The organism is Roseicyclus amphidinii (genome assembly GCF_030163755.1).
Lineage (GTDB): Bacteria > Pseudomonadota > Alphaproteobacteria > Rhodobacterales > Rhodobacteraceae > Roseicyclus > Roseicyclus amphidinii.
The window spans coordinates 39,608-60,383 of the sequence record NZ_JASJOE010000015.1 but is presented as its reverse complement, the minus strand read 5'-3'; the positions used below and the strand labels follow the sequence as shown (position 1 = coordinate 60,383).

At 69.3% G+C, this 20,776-nt stretch carries 27 protein-coding genes and 1 tRNA gene; 8 read left to right on the top strand and 20 right to left on the bottom strand.

Translation table 11 applies throughout. The annotated features are described in order from the left end of the window. Positions 1 to 112: 112 nt before the first annotated feature. Both QQK83_RS07440 and QQK83_RS07435 read left to right on the top strand, forming a co-directional pair. Entirely contained in the window at positions 113 to 1,942 is a 1,830-nt protein-coding gene (locus tag QQK83_RS07440) for a M3 family oligoendopeptidase (RefSeq protein ID WP_284263100.1), read from the top strand. Beyond that, the gene (locus QQK83_RS07435; protein WP_284263097.1) at positions 1,939 to 2,643 is read left to right on the top strand and encodes a GNAT family N-acetyltransferase; all 705 of its coding nucleotides are present in this window, start codon (positions 1,939 to 1,941) and stop codon (positions 2,641 to 2,643) included. Before QQK83_RS07440 ends, QQK83_RS07435 begins: the two co-directional genes overlap by 4 nt. Before the next feature lie 34 nt (positions 2,644 to 2,677). Here QQK83_RS07435 and bfr read toward each other — a convergent pair whose 3' ends face one another. The 6 genes from bfr to QQK83_RS07405 all read right to left on the bottom strand — a co-directional run bounded on the left by bfr (position 2,678) and on the right by QQK83_RS07405 (position 5,743). Further along, the gene (gene bfr, locus QQK83_RS07430) at positions 2,678 to 3,163 is read right to left on the bottom strand and encodes a bacterioferritin (RefSeq protein WP_284263096.1); all 486 of its coding nucleotides are present in this window, start codon (positions 3,161 to 3,163) and stop codon (positions 2,678 to 2,680) included. 82 nt (positions 3,164 to 3,245) lie between these two features. Continuing rightward, positions 3,246 to 3,488 (bottom strand): (2Fe-2S)-binding protein, encoded by a 243-nt coding sequence (locus QQK83_RS07425; RefSeq protein ID WP_284263094.1) that lies wholly within the window; start codon positions 3,486 to 3,488, stop codon positions 3,246 to 3,248. Beyond that, positions 3,485 to 3,670, bottom strand: coding sequence for a hypothetical protein (locus QQK83_RS07420; protein WP_284263093.1), 186 nt, complete (start codon positions 3,668 to 3,670; stop codon positions 3,485 to 3,487). Before QQK83_RS07420 ends, QQK83_RS07425 begins: the two co-directional genes overlap by 4 nt. A 54-nt stretch (positions 3,671 to 3,724) precedes the next feature. Continuing rightward, positions 3,725 to 4,411, bottom strand: a complete 687-nt coding sequence (locus QQK83_RS07415) for a hypothetical protein (protein WP_284263092.1) — start codon at positions 4,409 to 4,411, stop codon at positions 3,725 to 3,727. A 51-nt stretch (positions 4,412 to 4,462) separates the two neighbouring features. Next, a complete protein-coding gene (locus QQK83_RS07410; protein WP_284263090.1) occupies positions 4,463 to 4,768 on the bottom strand; it encodes a DUF4389 domain-containing protein in 306 nt (101 codons plus the stop codon). Positions 4,769 to 4,771: 3 nt separating this feature from the next. Further along, complete coding sequence (locus QQK83_RS07405; RefSeq protein WP_284263088.1) at positions 4,772 to 5,743, bottom strand: Gfo/Idh/MocA family protein; 972 nt, start codon at positions 5,741 to 5,743, stop codon at positions 4,772 to 4,774. Between the two features lie 100 nt (positions 5,744 to 5,843). Between QQK83_RS07405 and QQK83_RS07400 the strand changes: the two genes are divergently transcribed. Further along, positions 5,844 to 6,893: a serine hydrolase domain-containing protein gene (locus QQK83_RS07400; protein WP_284263085.1), complete on the top strand. Its 1,050-nt coding sequence runs from the start codon at positions 5,844 to 5,846 to the stop codon at positions 6,891 to 6,893. 10 nt (positions 6,894 to 6,903) lie between these two features. Here QQK83_RS07400 and rpoH read toward each other — a convergent pair whose 3' ends face one another. Both rpoH and QQK83_RS07390 read right to left on the bottom strand, forming a co-directional pair. After that, complete coding sequence (gene rpoH / locus QQK83_RS07395) at positions 6,904 to 7,800, bottom strand: RNA polymerase sigma factor RpoH (protein WP_284263083.1); 897 nt, start codon at positions 7,798 to 7,800, stop codon at positions 6,904 to 6,906. Positions 7,801 to 7,953: 153 nt separating this feature from the next. Continuing rightward, positions 7,954 to 8,985 (bottom strand): RluA family pseudouridine synthase, encoded by a 1,032-nt coding sequence (locus tag QQK83_RS07390; protein ID WP_284263081.1) that lies wholly within the window; start codon positions 8,983 to 8,985, stop codon positions 7,954 to 7,956. Between QQK83_RS07390 and QQK83_RS07385 the strand changes: the two genes are divergently transcribed. After that, positions 8,984 to 9,301: a DUF6476 family protein gene (locus QQK83_RS07385; RefSeq protein ID WP_284263079.1), complete on the top strand. Its 318-nt coding sequence runs from the start codon at positions 8,984 to 8,986 to the stop codon at positions 9,299 to 9,301. The two genes, QQK83_RS07390 and QQK83_RS07385, sit on opposite strands and share 2 nt — an antisense overlap. Before the next feature lie 6 nt (positions 9,302 to 9,307). On the opposite strand, the gene QQK83_RS07380 is transcribed toward QQK83_RS07385, so the two are convergent. Then, positions 9,308 to 9,384 (bottom strand) — tRNA-His (locus tag QQK83_RS07380). 52 nt (positions 9,385 to 9,436) lie between these two features. Next, on the bottom strand, positions 9,437 to 9,934 hold the full coding sequence (locus QQK83_RS07375; protein ID WP_284263077.1) for a GNAT family N-acetyltransferase: 498 nt from the start codon (positions 9,932 to 9,934) through the stop codon (positions 9,437 to 9,439). Positions 9,935 to 9,974: 40 nt separating this feature from the next. Here QQK83_RS07375 and QQK83_RS07370 point away from each other — a divergent pair, with 40 nt between their 5' ends. Both QQK83_RS07370 and QQK83_RS07365 read left to right on the top strand, forming a co-directional pair. Continuing rightward, a complete protein-coding gene (locus QQK83_RS07370; protein WP_284263075.1) occupies positions 9,975 to 10,172 on the top strand; it encodes a DUF6324 family protein in 198 nt (65 codons plus the stop codon). A 54-nt stretch (positions 10,173 to 10,226) separates the two neighbouring features. Next, positions 10,227 to 11,450, top strand: coding sequence for a cation:proton antiporter (locus QQK83_RS07365; protein WP_284263073.1), 1,224 nt, complete (start codon positions 10,227 to 10,229; stop codon positions 11,448 to 11,450). Here the strand turns inward: QQK83_RS07365 and QQK83_RS07360 are convergent. The 10 genes from QQK83_RS07360 to QQK83_RS07315 form a co-directional block, all read right to left on the bottom strand. Beyond that, positions 11,410 to 11,865, bottom strand: a complete 456-nt coding sequence (locus QQK83_RS07360) for an MmcB family DNA repair protein (RefSeq protein WP_284263071.1) — start codon at positions 11,863 to 11,865, stop codon at positions 11,410 to 11,412. The genes QQK83_RS07365 and QQK83_RS07360 overlap by 41 nt on opposite strands. A gap of 311 nt (positions 11,866 to 12,176) precedes the next feature. After that, complete coding sequence (locus tag QQK83_RS07355; protein ID WP_284263069.1) at positions 12,177 to 12,500, bottom strand: hypothetical protein; 324 nt, start codon at positions 12,498 to 12,500, stop codon at positions 12,177 to 12,179. A 104-nt stretch (positions 12,501 to 12,604) separates the two neighbouring features. Further along, the gene (locus tag QQK83_RS07350; RefSeq protein WP_284263067.1) at positions 12,605 to 13,525 is read right to left on the bottom strand and encodes a calcium/sodium antiporter; all 921 of its coding nucleotides are present in this window, start codon (positions 13,523 to 13,525) and stop codon (positions 12,605 to 12,607) included. A 113-nt stretch (positions 13,526 to 13,638) separates the two neighbouring features. Beyond that, positions 13,639 to 14,190 carry a GNAT family N-acetyltransferase gene (locus QQK83_RS07345; protein WP_284263065.1) on the bottom strand — a complete coding sequence of 184 codons (552 nt, stop codon included), beginning with the start codon at positions 14,188 to 14,190 and terminating at the stop codon, positions 13,639 to 13,641. 1 nt (position 14,191) lies between these two features. Next, entirely contained in the window at positions 14,192 to 14,692 is a 501-nt protein-coding gene (gene nusB, locus QQK83_RS07340) for a transcription antitermination factor NusB (protein WP_284263063.1), read from the bottom strand. Next, positions 14,689 to 15,237 carry a 6,7-dimethyl-8-ribityllumazine synthase gene (locus QQK83_RS07335; RefSeq protein ID WP_284263062.1) on the bottom strand — a complete coding sequence of 183 codons (549 nt, stop codon included), beginning with the start codon at positions 15,235 to 15,237 and terminating at the stop codon, positions 14,689 to 14,691. The genes nusB and QQK83_RS07335 overlap by 4 nt, the downstream gene beginning before the upstream one ends. Next, positions 15,237 to 16,367, bottom strand: a complete 1,131-nt coding sequence (gene ribB, locus QQK83_RS07330; RefSeq protein WP_284263060.1) for a 3,4-dihydroxy-2-butanone-4-phosphate synthase — start codon at positions 16,365 to 16,367, stop codon at positions 15,237 to 15,239. Before ribB ends, QQK83_RS07335 begins: the two co-directional genes overlap by 1 nt. A 123-nt stretch (positions 16,368 to 16,490) precedes the next feature. Further along, positions 16,491 to 17,063 (bottom strand): hypothetical protein, encoded by a 573-nt coding sequence (locus tag QQK83_RS07325; protein ID WP_284263059.1) that lies wholly within the window; start codon positions 17,061 to 17,063, stop codon positions 16,491 to 16,493. Then, positions 17,060 to 17,299: a hypothetical protein gene (locus QQK83_RS07320; RefSeq protein WP_284263058.1), complete on the bottom strand. Its 240-nt coding sequence runs from the start codon at positions 17,297 to 17,299 to the stop codon at positions 17,060 to 17,062. The genes QQK83_RS07325 and QQK83_RS07320 overlap by 4 nt, the downstream gene beginning before the upstream one ends. A gap of 179 nt (positions 17,300 to 17,478) precedes the next feature. Next, positions 17,479 to 18,069 carry a riboflavin synthase gene (locus QQK83_RS07315; protein ID WP_284263057.1) on the bottom strand — a complete coding sequence of 197 codons (591 nt, stop codon included), beginning with the start codon at positions 18,067 to 18,069 and terminating at the stop codon, positions 17,479 to 17,481. Between the two features lie 193 nt (positions 18,070 to 18,262). On the opposite strand from QQK83_RS07315, the gene QQK83_RS07310 reads away from it, so the two are divergent. Beyond that, positions 18,263 to 19,552: a capsule biosynthesis protein gene (locus tag QQK83_RS07310; protein WP_284263056.1), complete on the top strand. Its 1,290-nt coding sequence runs from the start codon at positions 18,263 to 18,265 to the stop codon at positions 19,550 to 19,552. Between the two features lie 90 nt (positions 19,553 to 19,642). Next, positions 19,643 to 20,776, top strand: coding sequence for a polysaccharide biosynthesis/export family protein (locus tag QQK83_RS07305; protein ID WP_284263054.1), 1,134 nt, complete (start codon positions 19,643 to 19,645; stop codon positions 20,774 to 20,776).

The window sequence follows — 20,776 nt, the reverse complement described above, 5'->3', positions numbered from 1 at the left end:
GGGGCCGCCGCGACAATTCCGGCCCCATGTCGATAAGCCGCCCGCTCCGGGTTGAGAGCAGCGGTACGGCGGTCCATATCTTTCGCAACGCGACTTGCAACCGAGGTTCTCCATGCCCCTTCCCTTCCCCGCCGCCCTGCCCCGCGATGCCGCCACCGACGCCGGGGGCGCGCCGCTGGGCGATCTGCCGGTCTGGGACCTGACTGACCTCTACGCCGCGCCTGACGCGCCCGAACTGACCGCGGACCTGCAGTGGCTCGAGACGGAATGCGCCGGTTTTTCAAGCGATTACGAGGGCAAGCTGGCCGATCTCGACACCGCCGGGATGCTCGCCTGCATCACCCGCTACGAGAAGATCGACGTGGTGGCCGGGCGGATCATGTCCTATGCCGGGCTGCGCTATTACCAGCACACGACCGACCCCGCGCGGGCCAAGTTCATGTCCGACATGCAGGACCGCATCACCGGCTTCACCACGCCGCTGGTCTTCTTCAGCCTCGAATTCAACCGCATCCCCGACGACCGCTACGCGGCCGTTTTCGGCGCCGACCCGGCGCTCGCGCGCTACAAGCCGGTCTTCGACCGCATGCGGGCGATGAAGCCTTACCAGCTCTCGGATGAGCTGGAGAAATTCCTGCACGATCAGTCGGTTGTGGGGGCGTCCGCGTGGAACAAGCTGTTCGACGAGACCATCGCGGGGATGGCTTTCGAGGTCGACGGCGAGCGCATGGGGATCGAGGCGACGCTGAACCTGCTCACCGAACAGGACCGCGCCCAGCGCGAGGCCGGCGCGCGGGCGCTGGCCGATGGGTTCGCCGAGAAGCTGCCGCTGTTCGCACGGGTCCACAACACGCTGGCCAAGGAGAAGGAAATCTCCGACCGCTGGCGCAAGCTGCCCAGCCCGCAGATGGGACGGCACCTGTCCAACCACGTCGAGCCCGAGGTGGTCGAGGCGCTGCGCAACGCGGTCGTCGCCGCCTATCCGCGTCTGTCGCATCGGTATTATGCCTTGAAGGCCAAGTGGTTGGGGCTGGACACGCTGCAGGTCTGGGACCGCAACGCGCCCTTGCCGATGGAGGCCACGAAGGTCTTCGGCTGGGACGAGGCGCGCAAGCTCGTGTCAGAGGCCTATGGCGGGTTCGATCCGCGCATGGCGGAGCTGGCCGAGCCCTTCTTCACCGATGGCTGGATCGACGCGGGCGTCAAGGAGGGCAAGGCCCCCGGCGCCTTCGCGCATCCCACCGTCGTCGATGTCCACCCCTACGTGATGCTCAACTACCTCGGCAAACCGCGGGACGTGATGACGCTGGCGCATGAGCTGGGCCATGGCGTCCACCAGCGGCTGGCCGCGGGCCAAGGCGAGCTTTTGTCCTCAACCCCCCTGACCTTGGCTGAAACCGCCAGTGTCTTCGGCGAGATGCTGACCTTCCGCAAGATGCTGGCCGAGGCGAAGGACGATGCCGCGCGCAAGGTCCTGCTGGCGGGCAAGGTCGAGGACATGATCAACACCGTCGTGCGCCAGATCGCCTTCTACGATTTCGAGTGCAAGCTGCACGAGGCGCGCCGCGGCGGAGAGCTGACGCCGGATGACATCAACGCGCTGTGGATGAGCGTGCAGGCCGAAAGCCTCGGGCCGGTCTTCGAGTTCATGGAGGGCTACGAGACCTTCTGGGCCTATATCCCGCATTTCGTCCACTCGCCCTTCTACGTCTATGCCTATGCCTTCGGCGACGGTCTTGTGAACGCGCTTTACGCTGTCTACGAGGAGGGTGAGCCGGGTTTCCAGGAGAAGTATTTCGAGATGCTCAAGGCCGGCGGCTCGAAGCACCACAAGGAGCTGCTCGCACCCTTCGGCCTCGATGCGTCGGACCCGGCCTTCTGGGACAAGGGCCTGTCGATGATCGAGGGGCTGATCGACCAGCTGGAGGCGATGGAGGGGTGAAGATCACCCTTGCGCCGCTCGGGCCGGGCGACCTGCCGCGGGTGGCGCATATCCGGGTGGCCCCGGAGCAGGAGGTCTTTGCCGGGACGGTGGCGGAGGCTTTTGCCGAGGACGCCGGCAGGTTCGACCTGCATGTGATCGAAGCGGACGGCGTGGCCGTGGGCCTGTTCAAGATCGACCGCGACTATCGGCAGACCATCCCCAACGCGGCACCCGGTGCGCTCGTGCTGCGCGCCTTCATGATCGACCGCGCGCGACAGGGCCATGGCATCGCCACCGCGGCGGTGCGGGCCCTGCCCGCCTACCTGTCGCGGCACTATCCCGACGCGCGGGCGGTGGAGCTGACGGTGAACCACGCCAATGGCGCGGCGCGGGCCTGCTACCTGAAGGGCGGCTTTGCCGACACCGGGCAGGATTGGCTGCAGGGGCGCGCGGGGCCGCAAGACCTGCTCAGGATGGACTTGCGCGGGACAGCCGGATCGCGCTGGGGCGCGTGGCGGATGCGGGCCAAGCGCCTGCTTGTCCGGGTGCGGCAACGCGTGCCTCCCGGCCTGCGGCTGCTGCTCGGCCTGCTCCTGATGATCGGCGGCCTCTTCGCCTTCCTGCCGGTGCTGGGGCTGTGGATGCTTCCGCTCGGCTTCGCCATCGCGGCTCTGGACGTGGTGCCGGTGTTGCGCTGGCTACGCCAAGGCCGCAAGTAGGGGCAGGCCAAAGGGGCGGCCCGCCCCGTCCGGCTCACTCGACCTCGTTCGCCGGTTTGGCCTGCAGCATGCCGTAATTCGCATCGCCCAGCGTGCCGTAGAGGTCGAGCTGGGTTTCGAGAAAGTCGATATGCCCCTCCTCGTCCGCGATCAGCTCTTCGAACAGCGCCTTCGAGACGTAATCCTTGACGCTTTCGCAATGGTCGCGCGCCTCGATATAGAGGGTGCGCGCGTCATGCTCGGCGGCGAGGTCGGACTCCAGCGTCTCCTTGAGGCTTTCCCCGATCCGCAGCGGGTCGAGCTTTTGCAGGTTGGGATGCCCGCCAAGAAAGATGATCCGCGCGATCAGCTTGTCGGCGTGGTGCATCTCCTCGATGCTTTCCGCGCGCGACTTCTCGGCGATGCGGCCAAAGCCCCAATCCTCCTGCAGGCGGTAGTGCAGCCAATACTGGCTGACCGCCGTCAACTCGCTGCGCAGCGCCGCGTTGAGATACTCGATGACCTTCTCGTCGCCTTTCATGGGGCTTCCTTTCGTCTGTCTGGCCCGGACAAGGCTTTGCCCGTGGCTTGCTTGAACACATCCGTGTTTCGCGCTCCCGGCGTCACGCCCGGCCGCGCAGGCCCCGGCGGCGCAGGCCGCGCAGTGCAGCGGGCACGCCAAGGCCGGGCGAGGCCTCCATCGTGGACATGAAGAGCGGCAGGCACCCGCCGCAATCGGCCTTCTTGCCGAGCGCGCGATAGACCTTGCCGGGGGTGATGATCGTGTCGGGATCGGCGGCGCGCATCCAGTCGATCGCGCCGTGAATGTCGGCATCGCTGATGCCGGTGCAGTGGCAGACGATCATGGCCGCACCCCGCGGGCCGCATCGGCGGCCTGCCGGTCGATCAACCGCTCCAGCAGGCCCGAGAGCGAGGGGCACAGCGCGCCGCCCAGTTCGGCGACAAGCTCGCTGGCCGGATGAACCGGGGCAGGGTCACGGTCACGGGCGCGGGTGCAGTCTTTTGCACGGGGGGAATGGACAGGCATGATCGACTCCCGACGGTCTGGTCGAGGGAAACCTGAGAGGTTTCGTCGGATATGTCAATCCCGAGTGTTTTGCTCTGAATTTTCCGTGATGTCTGAGGTATCCTCGGGCCACACGGCGGCGACAAGGACAGTGGCATGGGCCACGATTGCCGCATCCGCCACCGCGCGCAGGAGGATTCCCACCGGAATTGCAATCGCACCAGGTGCGTCGGGAACCCCGTAAGCGATCACCAGCAAGGACAGCACCGACCAGACCACGCCAAGGCCTGCAATGACCCCGAGCCGCCACAGACGCCCGAAGAAGCCGATCCGAACGCGGGTGCGCTCGGGAGCCAGGAAACGGACCAGCCAGGGTCCGAGCACAGCCAATGCAACCGCCACCATCACGTTGACGCCGTTGCTTGCCGTGAACTTCGACGCGCCCCCCGCAAGCAGAATACCAGCGGTGATGAACCCGACGGCCAGCACCAGCAGGATCGGAATCAGGATCGAAGGCCGGAATGTCCAATCCCGCGGTATCGTGATCTCGGGGTGGCGGGCGACGTCGAAGGACAGGACGAAGAGGGCACCGTAAAGGAGCGCGGCGCTGCTCGAGGACCCGTAATCCAGTTCCTCAAGGGCAATGGAAATCCCGGACGTAAGCAGCAGAAACCACTTCAACTGCCACAGCACCCGACCGATCAGCACGACCAAGGGCAATTCGGACGCCGGGTCAGGCGTCGATACGGAAGTCTCGGTCATCGATGAACTCGTTACGTCTCACTCACCTAACTTAATACCCAAGACCGACCGTCAATCGAGGTCCGTCCAGGGCCAGGGCTTCACCTCGGAGGCGGCGGACTGGTAGCGCGCGGCCTTGGCCATCCAGATGCCCAGGTCGGTGCCGAAATCGGCAAGGCGCTGGTTCCGCTGGCCGGTGTTCACCAGCATGATGACGAATTGCACCACGGTGATCAGCGTCAGCACCGTCTGGCTCAGGCTGAGCATCAGCCACAGGATGACCATGTACAAGAGCCGCATCCCCATGCCGTCGCGCGCGGCCTTTGGCTGGTCGCCGTTCAGCCGCCCCTCGATCCGGTCGTCGTCGTTGCGGTCCATCGCTCACTCACTCCCCAACAGCTCGAACGCCGCGTCCAGCACGACCTGCGTGCCGCGCGCGGCCTCCAGAGGATAGGGGAAAGCGGCCCCGTCGAGAAGATGCGCCGCCACCGCCTCGGCCTGGAGCGCGTATTGGCGCGGCTCGGGAAAGGCGTGCGTCTCGGTCGGGCCGCTGTCGCGCGACAGGATCAGCCGCGCCTCGGCGTATTGGCCGGGGTTGAAGGGGGCGGTGAGGGTCAGGGTGCCCGCGTCGCCCTCGAACACCATCTCCTGCCTGCGCTGCGTGCGCATGGAGACGTGGAAGGCAAAGCGCACCTCGCCCGCCTGCGCCTGCACCCAGGCCGAGGTGTCCACGCCGTTTTCCCGGATCGCATCGGCCCAGACCACCCGCGGCTCCAGCCCCGTGGCGAAGCGGAAGCCGCCGATCGGGTAAACCCCCACGTCGCGCAGCGCGCCGCCTGCAAGATCGGCGGACAGACGGATGTTGGCGGGGTCGTGCAGCCCGTAGCAGAAATGGCCGGTCACGCTCCGCAACCGCCCCAGCGCGCCCGCGGCGACCAGGTCGCGCGCCATGGTCCATTGCGGGTGATGGGCGGGCATCCAGGCCTCGGCGATCAGCTGACCCGTCGCCTCGCGCGCGGCGATCAGCTGGTCGAACTCGGCGGCATGCAGCGCGATGGGCTTTTCGCAGAGCACGGCCTTGCCGGCCTCGGCGGCGCGGATCGACCACTCCACATGCAGCGCGTTGGGCAGCGGGATATAGACCGCGTCGATGCCGGGATCGGCAAGAAGCGCCTCGTAGCTGTCATGCACGGTCAGCCCCGGCGCGATCTCGGCGAAGGGAGCGGCGCGCGCCGGGTCACGGGTGGCGACCGCGGCAAGCCGCGAGCGGCGCGCCTCGTTCAGGGCCGGACCGGTGATCTTGCGGGCGAAGCCCGAGGCCCCGAGGATTCCCCAGCGGATATGGTCTGTCATCTGCGCCCCCTTGCTGTCGGCGCGCAGAATGGGAATAGGCAGACCCGCCCGCAACCCGCATAATGCGGGCGATGGTTCCGGTTTGACGAGTATCCCGCCGATGCGCTTTCCCCGCCTACTGTCCCCGCTGGTCGCCCTGTCCCTTGCCGCCGCGCAGCCCGCCCTTGCCGACACGCCCGGCCCGCTTGCCGCCCTGGCGGGCGAGGTCGACCGCAGCGCGGCGCAGGTGATCCATGTCTGGACGCCCGAGGGCGCATGGACGCTGGCCACCGGACCGCAACGCCCCGGCGGGCGCGAGACGCGCGGCGGCGACCGCTTCATCATCGCCTCGGTGGGCAAGCCTTTTCTCGCCGCGGCCCTGTTGCGCCTGCACGAGGCGGGCCGCCTCGACATCCGCGACCCCGCCGCGCGCTGGCTGCCCGGCGACGTGGTCGCGGGTTTCGGCGGGCTGGAGGGCGTGCGGATCGACCACCTGCTGTCGATGACGAGCGGGCTTCCCGATTACCTCGACGACGCCTTCGCCGAGGATCTGATGGCCGAGCCCGAAGGCTGGACCGTGCGCGACGCGCTCGCCTATGCCGAGGGGGAGGAGGCGCTGTTCGCGCCGGGCGAGGACTACGACTATTCCAACACCAACTACCTGCTGGCGCAGCTGGTGCTGGAGGCCGCGAGCGGCCAGCCCTACCCGCAGGCGCTGCGCGCGCTGGTGCTGGAGCCGGTCGGCGCGCGGGCAAGCGCCGTCTTCGGCACCGAACCGCGCAGGCCCGAGGATGCCGCCGGGATCACGCCCGAGGGGCGGGACGCCTCGGGCTATTACGTCAGCCCCGGCTTCGGCGACGGCGGGCTGATCGCCCCCGCGACCGAGGTCGCGGCCTTCTTCCGCGCGCTGCTGATCGAGCGGCGGCTGCTCGGCCCCGCGACGCTGGCGCTGATGCTGGAAGACCCACTGGGCGAGGGCTATGGCCTCGGGATCGACATTGACACGTCGGACTATGGCCCGGTCTACGGCCATGGTGGCGGCGATATCGGCTATTCCTCGGGGGTGATCGTCCTGCCCGCGGTGCCCGCGGTGGGCGTCATCCTGCGCGGCGACGAAGACGCAGACGAGGACCTGCTGTGGCAGGCCCTCGCGCTTGTGATCGACGGATGATCCGCGGCCCTCAGGCCGAGGCGAGCATCCCCTGCTCTTTCGCCAGCTCGCGCATGCGCTTCTGCAGCTTCTCGAAGGCGCGCACCTCGATCTGGCGGATGCGTTCGCGGCTCACGTCATAGACCCCGCTGAGGTCTTCGAGCGTGACCGGGTTGTCCTGCAACCGGCGCTGGGTGAGGATGTCGCGCTCGCGCTCGTTCAGAACCTCCATCGCCTCGGCCATCAGGGCCATCCGGCTCTGGTATTCCTCGCGCTCGGCATAATCCGTGGCCTGGTCGGCGTCTTCGTCCTCCAGCCAGTCCTGCCACTGGGTCGAGCTGTCATCCTCGGTCCCGATGGTGGCGTTGAGCGAGGCATCGCCCCCCGAGAGCCGCCGGTTCATCGAGATCACCTCGTCCTCGGTCACGCCGAGGTCATGGGCGATGCGCGCGACGTTCTCGGGGCGAAGATCCCCCTCCTCCAGCGCGCCGATGCGGGCCTTGGCCTTGCGCAGGTTGAAGAACAGCTTCTTCTGCGCCGAGGTCGTGCCGAGCTTCACCAGCGACCACGAGCGCAGGATGTATTCCTGGATCGAGGCGCGGATCCACCACATCGCGTAGGTCGCAAGCCGAAAGCCCTTTTCCGGGTCGAAGCGCTTCACGGCCTGCATCAGGCCCACGTTCGCCTCGGAAATCACCTCCGCCTGCGGGAGGCCGTAGCCGCGATAGCCCATGGCGATCTTGGCGGCGAGCCGCAGGTGGCTGGTGACAAGCTGATGCGCCGCGCCGGTGTCTTCGTCTTCGACCCAGCGCTTGGCCAGCATGTATTCCTGTTCCGGTTCCAGCATCGGGAACTTGCGGATTTCCTGCAGGTAGCGGTTGAGCCCCTGCTCCGGCGACGGTGCCGGAAGTTTCGCGTAATTGGACATGGTTGAACCCCCTGTCAGGCCCTGTTGACGTATATGTAAAGCCGGTTAACTTTTCGTCAAGGGCCGAAGTGAACCAAACTGTTCAGATCATGAGCCCACGGCCCGCGAACAGCAAGCCACGTTACGGCGGGCTCACGTGCATGTGCGCACAGGTTACAGGCCCGTGTCGCGCAGCGCCTGCAGCAGGTCGTCCATGTCGGGGGGCAGATCGGCGGTGAATTCGAGCATCTCGCCGCCCAGCGGGTGACGGAACCCCAGCCGCGCGGCATGCAGCGCCTGCCGGGGAAACCCGTTCAGCCGCGCCGCCAGCGCGGGACCGAGTTGCTTTTCCGAGACCTTGCGCCGCCCGCCATAGACCGGATCGCCCACCAGCGCGTGACCCACATGGGACATGTGAACCCGGATCTGGTGCGTGCGGCCCGTCTCCAGCCGACAGGACACGCGGGTCACGGGCCCGAGCGGTTCCTCGACCGTCACGCGGGTGACGGCGTGCCGCCCGCCGGTGAACAGCACCGCCTGCCGCTGGCGGTCGGTCTTGTGGCGGGCCAGCTGGGTGGTGATTTTCAGAACGCCGCCCGGCTCGAAACTGACGCCGCGCACGCCCTTCAGGCGCGGATCGCCGGCATCGGGCAGCCCGTGGCAGAGCGCGACGTATTCGCGGTCGACCGTGTGGGCGGCGAACTGGTCGGCCAGCCCGTGATGGGCTGCGTCGGACTTGGCCACCACCAGAAGGCCGGAGGTGTCCTTGTCGATGCGATGCACGATCCCCGGTCGCTTCTCGCCGCCGACGCCCGAGAGCTTGCCGCCGAAATGATGCAGAAGCGCGTTGACCAGCGTGCCCGTGGGCGAGCCGGGGGCGGGATGCACCACCATGCCCGCGGGCTTGTTCACGACGATCAGGTCGGCATCCTCGTAGCGGATGTCGAGCGGGATGGCTTCGGGGGTGGTGTCGCTCTCGACCGCGTCCTCGACGGTGATCTCGACGCGGTCGCCCTCGGCCAGCTTGGCGCGCGCATCCGTCACCACCGCGCCGTTCACGCGCACCGCCCCCTCGGCGATCAGCCGGGCAAGCCGCGAGCGGCTGAGCGCCTCGGCCTCTGGCACGGCGGCGCCCAGTGCCTTATCAAGGCGGGCGGCCGGGTCCGGGCCGATCAGGACCGTGACGATACGAGGGGCAAGGCCCATGACGATGCCTCCGGCAGGAGATGAAGACGGCGCGCTTCCCGCGAACCTGCGGTTCCTGAAAACGCTGGTGACGGTGCTGACCGCGGTGATGATCCTCGGCGTTCTAGCCATCGTGGCGCTGCTTGTCATCCGGTTGAACGCCGAACCGGTGCGGATGGTCATCGACCCCGGCGCCTTTGCCCTGCCCGAAGGCGTGGGGGCCGTGGGCATCAGCGTGATCGACGGGCGCACGGTGATCACCGGCGATGACGGGGTGATCCGGGTCTACGACAGCCGCGCCCGCACCCTCGAGCGGGAGATCGACATCGCGGACTGAGGGGGATGGTACCAGCGCCCCGGCTCGAACGGGGGACCTCCTGATCCACAATCAGGCGCTCTAACCAACTGAGCTACGCCGGCACGAGCGCGGGGATAGCGTCCGCGCCGACCGATTGCAAGGGGTCAAGGCGCGTCAAAGATCGCGCGTCCATTCCTGCTCGACCAGATCGACGCCGAAGCTGCGCACGGGCCTTGATCGGACGCAGGAAAACCCGGCCTTTGCATAGAGCGCACAGGCCGCGCGGTGGCTCTCGTGGGTCCAGAGCGTCATCCGCCGGTATCCGGCGGCCCGCGCGAATCCGAGGCATTCCTCCAGCATCCGCCGCCCGAGGCCGAGGCCGCGGGCCTCGGGTTCGAGGTAGAACAGCCGCAGTTTCGCGGTGTCGGGCGCAGGCCCCTCGACGCAGAAGATCGAGCCGAGGCGACGCCCGCCCACCCGCGCGATCCAGCCGCGCGCGCGGGCCGGATCGTGCCCGGAAAGGAAATCGGCGAGGATGCGCGCCACGAGCGGCTCGAACGTATCGTCGAAGCCATCGTCCCCGGCATAGCCTTCGGCGTGGCGCATGATCAGCCAACCCGCATCGCCGATCCGCAGCTGATCCAGCACCACGTCGCTTGCAGAAAGCTCCATCTCCGGCTACCTCCTGCCATCAGCTTTGGAGGCAACGGCCATGGGCATCAACAGCGAAAGCGAGATCGCCGCGAACCTGCAGATCGGGCCGACGTCGCTCGGGATGGTGCGCATCTATGTCGAGGGGGACGGCGTGGACCTGCCGCTCGACTTCGACCCCGAAGAGGCGGAAGAGATCGCCGAAGAGCTGCGCGCCGCCGCCGCCGCCGCCCGCAAGATGGGCAAGGCGAAACGCTGATCCGCTTGATCCGGGTCAAGGGCCGGGGGGCCGGGCGGCGCTAGGGTCGCGGCCATGGAGCTTGCACCGATCTTCCTGACGCTCGGGGGGCTGTTCCTCGCCGGGCTTGCCGCCGACCTGCTTGCGCGCCGCACGCGGCTGCCGCGGGTGACGCTGCTGCTGGCGCTTGGCGTGATCGCGGGGCACTCGGGCCTCGGACTGATCCCGGACGGGGTCGATACGCTGTTTTCCTTCCTCTCCGTCGCGGCGCTGACGCTGGTGGCCTTCCTGCTGGGCAATGCGCTGACCCGGGACAAGCTGCGCCTGAACGGGCGGCTGATCCTCGCGGTGTCCTTGTCCATCGCGGCGGCGACGATCCTTGTCGTCACCGCGGGGCTGTGGCTGATCGGGGTGCCCGCGGCGCTGGCGCTGCTGCTGGCCGCGATCGCCTGCGCCACCGCGCCCGCGGCCACGCATGACATCCTGAGGGAAGCCGACGCCGAGGGCCGCTTTGCCGACGCGATCCGCGGCATCGTGGCCATCGACGACGCCTGGGGGCTGGTGATCTTCAGCCTCGTCCTTGTGACCGCCGCGGGCCTGACCGGGGCCGGGGGTGCGGGGCTGATGACCCATGCCGTCCATGACATCCTCGGCGCGCTGGCCATCGGGCTCCTGATCGGGCTGCCGGGCGCGGCGCTGACCGGGCGCATCAGCCGGGGCGAGCCGCTTCAGGCCGAGGCCCTTGGCCTTGTCTTTCTCACCGCGGGGCTCTGCGAATGGCTGGGCGTGTCCTACCTGCTGGCGGGGATGGTGGCGGGGGCGGTCATCGCCAATTTCGCCAGCCACCACGAGCGCGCCTTTCACGAGATCGAGCATGTGCAATGGCCGGTGATGCTGCTGTTCTTCCTGATGGCCGGCGCGGTGCTGGAGCTGGAGCAGCTCCTGGCCCTCGGCGGTGTCGGCCTCGCCTATGTCGCGCTGCGCATCCTTGCGCGGCTCCTGGGCGGCTGGACCGGTGCGACCCTGGCGGGCGCGCCCCCGCCCACGCGGCGCTGGATCGGCCCCGCCCTTCTGCCGCAGTCGGGGGTGGCCGTGGGCATGGCGCTGGTCGCGGCCGAGGAGTTCCCGCAGTGGGGCCCGCAGATCATGACGCTGACCGTCGGCACCACCGTCCTGTTCGAGCTGATCGGCCCGCCCGTCACGCGGCTGGCGCTGTCACGCGCAGGGGCCGGGGATGGGGCCGAACGCGGGGCAAAGCCTAAAGCCCAAGCCCCGGATCGCGCAGCGCCTGAAGCCTGAGCGCCGCGTGGCGCGCGAAGCGTTGCGTCACCGCCTTGCGGCGGGCGGGGGGCAGTTTCGTCTCGGGGCCCATGCGCAGGATCTCGGCGTCATAGGCATCGGCGACGATCAGCCCCGTCCCCTCGGGCAGAAGCTCGGTCGGAAACGCCTCGTCCACCGCCCAGAAATAGCGGTCGCCCCATTCCAGATACCCCGCCCATTTCGCATCCGAGGTGAAATCCGCGCGGCTCGACTTGCACTCGATGACCCAAAGCTCGCCCTTCGGCCCCAGTGCCATCACGTCGAGACGCTTGCCCCGCTCGGGAGTGAATTCCTCGAGCGTCACGAAATCATGCCCCCGCAGGTGGCGGCAGACACCGCGCGCCAGAAGCTGGCCGGGGGCGAGCGTGTCAAGGGGGCGGGCGACGTCGGACATGGGGCAAGGATGGAACAATCCGCGAACAATCGCAAGCACCATGCCCCTTGTCAGCGGGCCCGGACGCGCCTATCTCGCGGGGTGACGGATCTGCCCTTCGCGTGCCTGTGGCAAATTCCGGTGGCCTTAAGCAATTCCGAGGGGGCTGGCTCTGACCGGGCCGTGGTTCGGTTATCTGGCGCCCACCTGTACATACAGGTCCTCGGGAATGAACGCCTCCACGGTTGGGTGGTCCCCGTCACTGCACCGATACCGCAACGAAAAACGCCGCTCCTGACGGGGCGGCGTTTCGCGTTGCGGGGTTGGGCGCGTCAGCGGCGGCGCGGCGACGGCGGGTCGTTGCGCACCGGCACCGGGATCGCGTCGAAGCTGCGAAGCGCGTCGCGCTTGCCGCCCTCGTGGCCGCTGTCGTCCTCGTCGCCCATGGTCATGATCTTGTAGCCGACCTGCGCCGACCCGAAGGTGATGCCGCACAGCACCGTCAGCACGACCAGCGCGATCGGCCCCTCGGCGGTATGGGTCACGAGATGCCACAGGCCCGCCACGTCGAAGGCCAGCAACATGCCGACGAAGACAAGCGCCAGAACGAAGCCGAACGCGGCGTGACGCAGGATGAACCGGATGTGATCGGGCATTCACGACTCCTTTGCGTATCTTGGCCAAAGGTTAGCCCAAGCCGCCCATCCTGCAAGGGGGCGCGGCGGTCTGGCGCGGTCGGCGGGGCGTGTTTGCCTGAAAATCAGGCAGCGCCAAGCGCCAGCCACCCCATGTAGCCCGCGTAAAGCGCCACGAACCCCGCGCCCGCGCCCCGCCCGATCCGCCCCGTGGCGAGCAGCGCAAGCAGCAGCGCCGCCGCAGCCGCCACCGCCCCCAGGTCCACCGCCGACAGGCCCGGCGGCACCGGGATCGGCACGATCACCGCGGTCAACCCGAGGATGGCGAGGATGTTGAACACGTTCGACCCGAGGATATTGCCAAGCGCCAACCCCGCCTCGCCCCGGCGCGCGGCGATCACGCTGGTCGCCAGCTCCGGCAGGGAGGTTCCGACCGCGACGACCGTCAGGCCGATCACCGTCTCGCTGATGCCAAGGGCCCGCGCGATGCCCGTCGCGCCCTCGACCAGCAGCCAGGCCCCCGCGATCAGCGTGGCCAGCCCGCCAAGGACATAGAGCGCGATCTTCGCCGCACCCATGCCGGGGATCTCGGGCACCGGCTCCATGGCCGAGTCGCGCGCCAACTGCCGCCAGATGTAGACCGCCAGCGCCGCCAGCAGCAGCGCGCCCTCGCCCCGCCCGACGCTTGCGCCGATCACGATCACCGCAAGGCCCATCGCCGTCGCCACCGCCAGCCACGCCCGATCCTCGCCCCCCGCCGACCCCGCGGGCACCGGCGCGATCACCGCGGCGATGCCGAGGATCAGCAGGATATTGGCGATGTTCGAGCCCAGCACATTGCCGATGGCGATGCCCGGCGCACCGGCCAGCGCCGCCGAGACCGAGGTCAGCATCTCGGGCATCGAGGTGCCGAAGCCCAGCACCACCGCGCCCACCACCGCCATCGGCAGGCGCATCCGGGTGGCCAGCGCCACGCCGCCACGCACCAGCCCCTCGCCGCCGCCCAGCAGCAGGGCCAGCCCCGCCGCGACCATCACGATATCCATTCTGTCCCCATCCCGTCACGGCGGCCCCGTCCGGGCGGCCCGCTCCGCAAGGCCTCAGGTGTGGATGCGCCGCGCGCACCACAAGCCCCGCCGCCGGGCATTTTCGGCCCGGCTCACGCCGCCGGCCCCACAGCCGCGGGCCGCATCCGCTCCAGCACCGTCAGGGACACGCCCCCGATCCCCACGTCGCGCCATGGCGCAAAGCCCGCCCGCGCGGCCACCCGGCGCGAGACGACATGCCCCTCGGCGATCATGCAGACGATCCGCGGCACGCCGCGCAGGTCCGCCCAGCCCAGCACCGCCGCCACCCCCTCGGTGGCGATCCCGCGGCCCCAGGCCGGGGCGGCCAGCACCCACCCCGCCTCGGGGCAGTCGTCGAAGCCCGGACCCAGCCCGCGCCCGAAGCGCGCCAGCCCCATCTCGCCCAGGAATGCGCCCGTGTCGCGGTCCTCGACCGCCCAGAACCCGTGACCATGGCGCGGCCACATCGCCCTGTAGCGCGCCAGCCGCGCCTCGGTTTCGCTGGCCGTGAAAGGGCGCCCGCCGATGAAGCGCGCAACGCCCGGATCGGCCCACATCGCCACCATGCAGGACAGGTCTTCGTCGCGGTGGGGGCGCAGGCGCAGCCGGGACGTCTCGATCACCGGCACCGCGGCGGGGGGCACCTCAGAACGCCTCGGGCTTCGCCTCGCGCGCCATGTGGTCGAGCACCGCGTTCACGAAACTCGGCTCGCGCCCCTCGGGAAAGAAGGCACGGGCGACATCCACGTATTCGCTGATCACCACCTTGGGCGGCGCCGCGCCCTCGACCAGCTCGGCACCCGCGGCCCGGAACAGCGCGCGCAACGTCGGGTCGATCCGGTCGATGGGCCATTTCGCCACCAGCGCGCGGTCGGTCATCTGGTCGATCTTCGCCTGCCAGTTGACGGCATCGGCCAGCGTCTTGCCGAACAGCGCCGGATCGCCCTCGGCCATCTCCTCGCCCTCGTAGACGGCACCGAAGCGATGCGTCTCGAATTCGCGCGTGATCGCCTTCACCGGCTGGCCCGAGACCTCCATCTGGAACAGTGCCTGCACGGCATAAAGCCGCGCGGCCGAACGCATCTGTCGCTTTTCCTCGCGGGTCGGCCCCTTGGGCCGCGGCTCGGCTGGTTGGTCTGTCGTCATGCGGTGCTGGGGCCTTCGCTGTCGCCCGCCACCTCGATGGACTCGGTGCGGGGCTTGAATCCGACGCCGCCCTTAGGCTTCCCGAAGCGCCGCGTCAACGCGATCAGGTGCAGCGCCGCCGCAGCCGCGCCCCCCGCGGTGTTCAACCGCGCGGCATCGGCGCGTTCCTCGGCCTGCGCGCGGGTCTCGACCGTGATGATCCCGTTGCCGATGCAGACCCCCTGCATCCCGAGAAGCGTCAACGCGCGGGAGCTTTCGTTGACCACCACGTCGTAATGCGAGGTCGCCCCACGGATCACGCAACCGAGCGCCACGTAGCCGTCGAAATTCGACAGCCGGTGCGCGATGCCGATGGCGGTGGGGATCTCCAGCGAGCCGGGAACCTCGATCACCTCGTGGCTCGCGCCCGCCGCCTCCAGCACGCCCTTGGCGGCGGCCAGCTGCGCCTCGGCGATGGCGGTGTAATAGGGCGCGATCACGATGGCGATCTTCACGGGCTTGTCGAAGGACGGCAGCCCCATGTCATTGTCGGAATGTCCGGCCATTATCCAAGCTCCGATATCTTGCGCGTGCCCAGGATGGACAGGCCATAAGCCTCGAGCCCCACGACCTTGGGCCTCGGCGAATTCGTCAGCAGGATCATGTCGCTGATCCCCAGCGACGACAGGATCTGCGCCCCCAGCCCGTATTGCCGCAACGTCTGCGGGCTGACCTCGTCGCCGGCGGCCAGCTTCATCGTGAGGTCGCGCAAGAGCACCAGCACCCCCCGCCCCTCCTCGGCGATCAGGCGCATCGCGTCCCCGAACTCGGCCGCGCGCCCCTTGGGCCCCGCGCCCACCACGTCCAGCAGCGGGTCCATCGCGTGCATCCGCACCAGCACCGGCGCGTCGCCGCCGATATCGCCCTTCACCAGCACGATATGCTCGGCCCCCTGCGTCTCGTCGGTGTAGATGCGCATCACCCACTCACCGCCGAACTCGCTTTCGATCCGCCGCTCGTCACGGACCTTCACGAGGTTGTCGTGGCGGCGGCGATAGGAAATCAGGTCACTGATCGTCCCGATCTTGAGGTTGTGGCGCTGCGCGAACCCGACCAGGTCCGGCAGCCGCGCCATCGTGCCGTCCTCGTTCATGATCTCGCAGATCACGCCCGAGGGGTTCAGCCCGGCCAGACGGCTGATATCCACCGCCGCCTCGGTATGGCCCGCGCGCACCAGCACGCCGCCATCCTTGGCGCGCAGCGGGAACACATGGCCCGGCGTGGCGATGTCCTGCGCGCCCTTCGAGGCGTCGATCGCCACCTGCACGGTGCGCGCCCGGTCGGCGGCGGAAATCCCCGTCGTCACCCCCTCGCGCGCCTCGATCGACAGGGTAAAGGCCGTCTCGTGCCGCGACGAGTTGTTCGTCGACATCAGCGGCAGGCCCAGCTCCTCGATCCGCGCCGAGGTCATCGACAGGCAGATCAGCCCGCGCCCATGGGTCGCCATGAAGTTGATCACGTCGGGCGTCGCCCATTGCGCGGGGATCACCAGGTCGCCCTCGTTCTCGCGGTCCTCGTGATCGACGAGGATGAACATATGCCCGTTGCGGGCCTCCTCGATGATCTCCTCGATGGGGGAGATCGCCTCGGCCCAGTCCCGTTCCACGGGTCCCGGTTCTTCGAAGGCTTGCGTCATGGCCATCCTCTTGCGCGTCGCGTCACGGCTGTCGTCTCTCGTGGCCGCAGATAGACCATCCGCCCCGCCGTGACTAGGCCGTGACTGGGCCGTGACCGGGTCGTGACCGGGTCGGGCGCGGCCTCACGCCTGCGCGTCGAAGAACATCTCGCGCGCAACGCAGCCCGCAAGCCCCGCGGTCGCGGTCCAGCCCCGCTCGATATCCGTGGCCGCCACCAGCACGACCGCGTCGGCGGGCAGCTTGCGCGCCGCCAGCGCCGCGCGCAGCCCGTCCCGCGTCTCGCGCCAGGACGCGGTGAAGCCCGGCGCGCGCGCCGCCCCCTCCAGCAGGCCCGGATGGGCCGCGATCAGGGCCGCCGGATCGGTCGGCGCATAGACCGCGGCCAACCGCTCCGCCACGCCGCCCAGCGCGCCCAGCCGCCCGGCCACCGACGCGGGCAGATCGACACGGCCCAGCCGCAACTCCAGCGCATTGCCCGAAAACAGGAACCCCACGATATCGCGCCCCGCCGTCGCCCGGATCGTCGCATAGGTCTTGTAGGGCAGGCCTAGCCGCTTGGCGCGCGCCACCCGGATGCGCACCACCTCCAGCGGCAGCGCGGGCAGCAGCGCCTCGCGCGCCTTGCCCCAGGCCAGCTTCCGAAACCCGAAACCGGGTTCCATCGTGGGGCCGTTGTTATGTCCGATGCCGCTCATGCCGCGCCCTCCTCCGCCAACCATGGCACCGCGACACGGGCAGCTTCAAGGCCCGCGTCCAGCGCCGCCTCCTGCGATCCATATCCGCCCGCGGGCACACCCATCCGCCGCCAGCCATGCGCATCCTCGGGATCGCGTCGGCACTCGACAAAGGCCCAGCCCCGCGCCCCCCGGACCAGGTCGACACAGCGCTGCCCCGAGGCATCCTCGATCGACCGCATCACCACCTCCGCCATGCCGGGCACAGCTTCCGCATCTTCATCCCGCAAATATGGCCGCCGGAGGCTCCCGCAGCCCGCCAGACCCGCGACGCCCGGACCCTGCGCGCAGCGCCCGCCACCGGGCCCCGCCGCCGCAGGCGGCCAGCGCCCGACAAGGGCTGCCGCAGGCAGCGCGCGGAGGGCGCTCGCCCCCCTCAGCCCTGCCAGTCCTGCAGCCGCGCCACGTAACGCGCCAGCGTGTCGATCTCCAAATTGATCCGGTCGCCCGGCGTCACCGCACCCCAATTCGTCACCGCCTTCGTGTGCGGGATCAGGTTCACCCCGAACTCGGCCCCATCGACCTCGTTCACCGTCAGCGACGTCCCGTTCAGCGCGACCGAGCCCTTGGGCGCGATGAAGCGCGCCAGCGCGTCCGGCGCACGAAAGGTGATCCGCGTCGAATCCCCCTCCTCGCGCAGGCCCGTCACCTCGGCCACGCCATCGACATGCCCCGACACGATATGCCCGCCCAGCTCGTCCCCCAGCCGCAACGCGCGCTCGAGGTTGATCCGCCGCCCCTCGGCCCAGTCGGCGATGTTGGTCTTCGACACCGTCTCGGCCGAGATATCGACCTCGAACCAGTCCTCGCCCAGCGCCGTCGCCGTCAGGCAGACCCCGTCGCAGGCGATCGAGGCGCCGATCTCGATCGTGCCCGTGTCGTAGCCCGTGGCGATGCGCGCCTTCAGGTCGCCCCGCGGCACAAGCGTCCTGATCTCTCCCTGGTCGGTCACGATCCCGGTGAACATCCTCGGTCTTCCCCCTGTTGTGCGCGCGCGACAGAACCACGCGCGGATCGCCGCTTCAACCCGCAAGCGCCACGGCCTCCGGGCCGGTCCCTCCGCCACAGTGCCGCCGCAAAGCCGCCCTGACGGGGCCGCGCCCCCTTGCTTTCCTCGCAGGATGACCGAAACTCCCGCCCGAGTGCGAGTGACCCGAGCCATGGCCCCCAGCCAAGACGACCGTTGTTTCCTGTTCCTGCAAGGCCCGCACGGGCCCTTCTTCGGCCAGCTGGGCCGGATGCTGCGCGCCGCGGGCTGCCGGACATGGCGCGTGGGCTTCAACAGGGGCGACGAGGCGTTCTGGCCCGACGCGGCCAGCTATATCCCCTTCACCGGGGCGCTCGAGCAGTGGCCCGAACGGATCGCCGCGCTGCTCGACGAGAAACGCGTCACCGACCTCGTGCTCTACGGCGACACGCGCCCCATCCATGCCGAGGCCGTCGCCGCCGCCCGCGCCCGCGGCCTGACCGTGCATGTCTTCGAAGAGGGCTACCTGCGCCCCTACTGGGTCACCTACGAGCGCGGCGGGGCGAACGGCCATTCGCGCATCATGGAGCTGGGCGTGCCGCAGATGCGCGCCGCCCTCGAAGGGCTCGACCTCGACCTGCCCGATGCGCCCGCGCGCTGGGGCGACATGCGCCAGCATGTCTTCTACGGCGCGCTCTACCACGCCTTCGTCCTGCTTCGGAACACGGCCTATGCCGGGTTCCGCCCCCATCGCGGCATCACCGTCGCGCAGGAATTCCGCCTCTACCTGCGCCGCCTTGCGCTGATGCCCGTCCACGCGCTCGACCGGGCGCTGGCCACACGGCGGATCAAGACCGGCGGCTTTCCCTATCACCTCGCCCTCCTGCAGCTCGAACATGACGCGAGCTTCCGCGAGCACGGGCCGTTCTCCGGCATGACCGAATTCCTCGAGCTGCTGATCGCAGGCTTCGCCCGCGGGGCGCCCGCCCATCACCACCTCGTCTTCAAGGCCCACCCGCTCGAGGACGGGCGCACGCCGATCCGCCGCGACATCCGCCGGATCGCCCAGGCGCATGGCGTGGCGCATCGCGTCCATTACGTGCGCGGCGGCAAGCTCGCGCGGCTGATGAACGACGCGCGCTCGGCGGTGACGGTGAATTCGACCGCCGCCCAGCAGGCGCTCTGGCGCGGCCTGCCCCTCAAGGCCTTCGGGCAGGCGGTCTATCTCAAGCCCGAGTTCGTCTCGGATCAGCCGATCGAGGCCTTCTTCCAGACCCCGACGCGCCCCGACAGCCGCGCCTACCGCGATTACCGGCATTTCCTGCTGGAAACCTCGCAGGTCACCGGCAGTTTCTACTCGGCCCGCGGCCGCCGCCAACTCCTGCGGCAGGTGGTCGACATGATGCTCTCGCCCGAGGACCCCTACGAGGCGCTTCAGGCCGGCCGACCGGCACCACGGCAACACCTGCGGCTGGTGACGTAATCCAATGCTGGCGCGATGCGGCGAAATTGGCTAATGTTCCGCAAAACAAAAGACGACCCGAGGCAGTTTCAGGCAATAAGGAGCCACTCCGTGACATCGTTGGCCTCCCGTGGCGCGCGCATCGGCGCGCTGTGCGTACTTGTGACCGCCGTTACGGCCTGCGGTCTGTTGCCCCGCTCGGGCCCCACCCGCAACGAGATCTTCGCAGGCTCCGTCCAGCGCGACGGTGACGCCTTCGTCGTCGAGGTCAACCAGCGCGTGACCGCGGCCACCGCCGTGATCCCGGCGCTGGGCTTTCCGCCCGAACTGATCAACGCGGGCCTGTCGGACACCGACGTCATCCGCCCCGGCGACACCATCGCACTGACCATCTACGAGAATGTCACCGACGGCCTGCTGGCCGGCGAAGGCGCCGCCGCGGCGGTGATCAACGAGGTGCAGGTCGACGGCGCGGGCTTCATCTTCATCCCCTATGCCGGCCGCATCCGCGCCGCGGGCAACACGCCCGAGCAGCTTCGGGGCATCATCACCCGCAACCTCGACGAACAGACCCCCGATCCGCAGGTGATCGTCCGTCGCGCCGCGGGCGACGGATCGACCGTGACCGTGACCGGCGCGGTCGGCGGGCAGGGCGTCTACCCGATAGAGCGGCCCACCCGGACGCTGTCGGCCATGCTGGCCGCGGCAGGCGGCGTCAGCGTCGAGCCCGAGATCGCGCAGGTCACGCTGGTCCGCGGCCACCACCGCGGCACGATCTGGTTCCAGGACCTGTTCCGCGATCCCGCCGTCGACATCGCGCTCAGGAGCGGCGACCGCATCCTCGTCGAGGGCGACACCCGCAGCTTCACCGCGCTGGGGGCGACCGGCACCCAGACCATCGTTCCCTTCGAGGCGCAGGTCATCTCGGCGATCGAGGCCATCGCCTCGGTCGGCGGGCTCAACCCGCAGCTGGCCGACCCGACCGGCGTCTTCGTCCTCAGGAACGAACCCGAGCCCATCGCGCGCGCCGTGCTGGGGCGCAACGACCTCGTGGGGACGCAGCGGATGGTCTACGTGCTCGACCTGACCGCCCCCACCGGCATGTTCGAAGCGCGCGATTTCGTGATCCGCGACGGCGACACGGTCTATGTCACCGCGGCGCCGATCACCCAGTGGAACAACGCGATCGGCGCGCTGACCGGCACCCTGGGGGCCGCGAACACGGTGGCCAGCGCAGGCCAGTGA

Excerpts from the sequence above, each read along its gene's own strand:
- QQK83_RS07440 (WP_284263100.1), top strand. The coding sequence starts at position 113 with ATGCCCCTTCCCTTCCCCGCCGCCCTGCCCCGCGATGCCGCCACCGAC.
- bfr (WP_284263096.1), bottom strand. The coding sequence starts at position 3,163 with ATGAAAGGCGACGAGAAGGTCATCGAGTATCTCAACGCGGCGCTGCGC.
- QQK83_RS07425 (WP_284263094.1), bottom strand. The coding sequence starts at position 3,488 with ATGATCGTCTGCCACTGCACCGGCATCAGCGATGCCGACATTCACGGC.
- QQK83_RS07420 (WP_284263093.1), bottom strand. The coding sequence starts at position 3,670 with ATGCCTGTCCATTCCCCCCGTGCAAAAGACTGCACCCGCGCCCGTGAC.
- QQK83_RS07415 (WP_284263092.1), bottom strand. The coding sequence starts at position 4,411 with ATGACCGAGACTTCCGTATCGACGCCTGACCCGGCGTCCGAATTGCCC.
- QQK83_RS07410 (WP_284263090.1), bottom strand. The coding sequence starts at position 4,768 with ATGGACCGCAACGACGACGACCGGATCGAGGGGCGGCTGAACGGCGAC.
- QQK83_RS07405 (WP_284263088.1), bottom strand. The coding sequence starts at position 5,743 with ATGACAGACCATATCCGCTGGGGAATCCTCGGGGCCTCGGGCTTCGCC.
- QQK83_RS07400 (WP_284263085.1), top strand. The coding sequence starts at position 5,844 with ATGCGCTTTCCCCGCCTACTGTCCCCGCTGGTCGCCCTGTCCCTTGCC.
- rpoH (WP_284263083.1), bottom strand. The coding sequence starts at position 7,800 with ATGTCCAATTACGCGAAACTTCCGGCACCGTCGCCGGAGCAGGGGCTC.
- QQK83_RS07385 (WP_284263079.1), top strand. The coding sequence starts at position 8,984 with ATGACGATGCCTCCGGCAGGAGATGAAGACGGCGCGCTTCCCGCGAAC.
- QQK83_RS07390 (WP_284263081.1), bottom strand. The coding sequence starts at position 8,985 with ATGGGCCTTGCCCCTCGTATCGTCACGGTCCTGATCGGCCCGGACCCG.
- QQK83_RS07375 (WP_284263077.1), bottom strand. The coding sequence starts at position 9,934 with ATGGAGCTTTCTGCAAGCGACGTGGTGCTGGATCAGCTGCGGATCGGC.
- QQK83_RS07370 (WP_284263075.1), top strand. The coding sequence starts at position 9,975 with ATGGGCATCAACAGCGAAAGCGAGATCGCCGCGAACCTGCAGATCGGG.
- QQK83_RS07365 (WP_284263073.1), top strand. The coding sequence starts at position 10,227 with ATGGAGCTTGCACCGATCTTCCTGACGCTCGGGGGGCTGTTCCTCGCC.
- QQK83_RS07360 (WP_284263071.1), bottom strand. The coding sequence starts at position 11,865 with ATGTCCGACGTCGCCCGCCCCCTTGACACGCTCGCCCCCGGCCAGCTT.
- QQK83_RS07355 (WP_284263069.1), bottom strand. The coding sequence starts at position 12,500 with ATGCCCGATCACATCCGGTTCATCCTGCGTCACGCCGCGTTCGGCTTC.
- QQK83_RS07350 (WP_284263067.1), bottom strand. The coding sequence starts at position 13,525 with ATGGATATCGTGATGGTCGCGGCGGGGCTGGCCCTGCTGCTGGGCGGC.
- nusB (WP_284263063.1), bottom strand. The coding sequence starts at position 14,692 with ATGACGACAGACCAACCAGCCGAGCCGCGGCCCAAGGGGCCGACCCGC.
- QQK83_RS07335 (WP_284263062.1), bottom strand. The coding sequence starts at position 15,237 with ATGGCCGGACATTCCGACAATGACATGGGGCTGCCGTCCTTCGACAAG.
- ribB (WP_284263060.1), bottom strand. The coding sequence starts at position 16,367 with ATGACGCAAGCCTTCGAAGAACCGGGACCCGTGGAACGGGACTGGGCC.
- QQK83_RS07325 (WP_284263059.1), bottom strand. The coding sequence starts at position 17,063 with ATGAGCGGCATCGGACATAACAACGGCCCCACGATGGAACCCGGTTTC.
- QQK83_RS07320 (WP_284263058.1), bottom strand. The coding sequence starts at position 17,299 with ATGGCGGAGGTGGTGATGCGGTCGATCGAGGATGCCTCGGGGCAGCGC.
- QQK83_RS07315 (WP_284263057.1), bottom strand. The coding sequence starts at position 18,069 with ATGTTCACCGGGATCGTGACCGACCAGGGAGAGATCAGGACGCTTGTG.
- QQK83_RS07310 (WP_284263056.1), top strand. The coding sequence starts at position 18,263 with ATGGCCCCCAGCCAAGACGACCGTTGTTTCCTGTTCCTGCAAGGCCCG.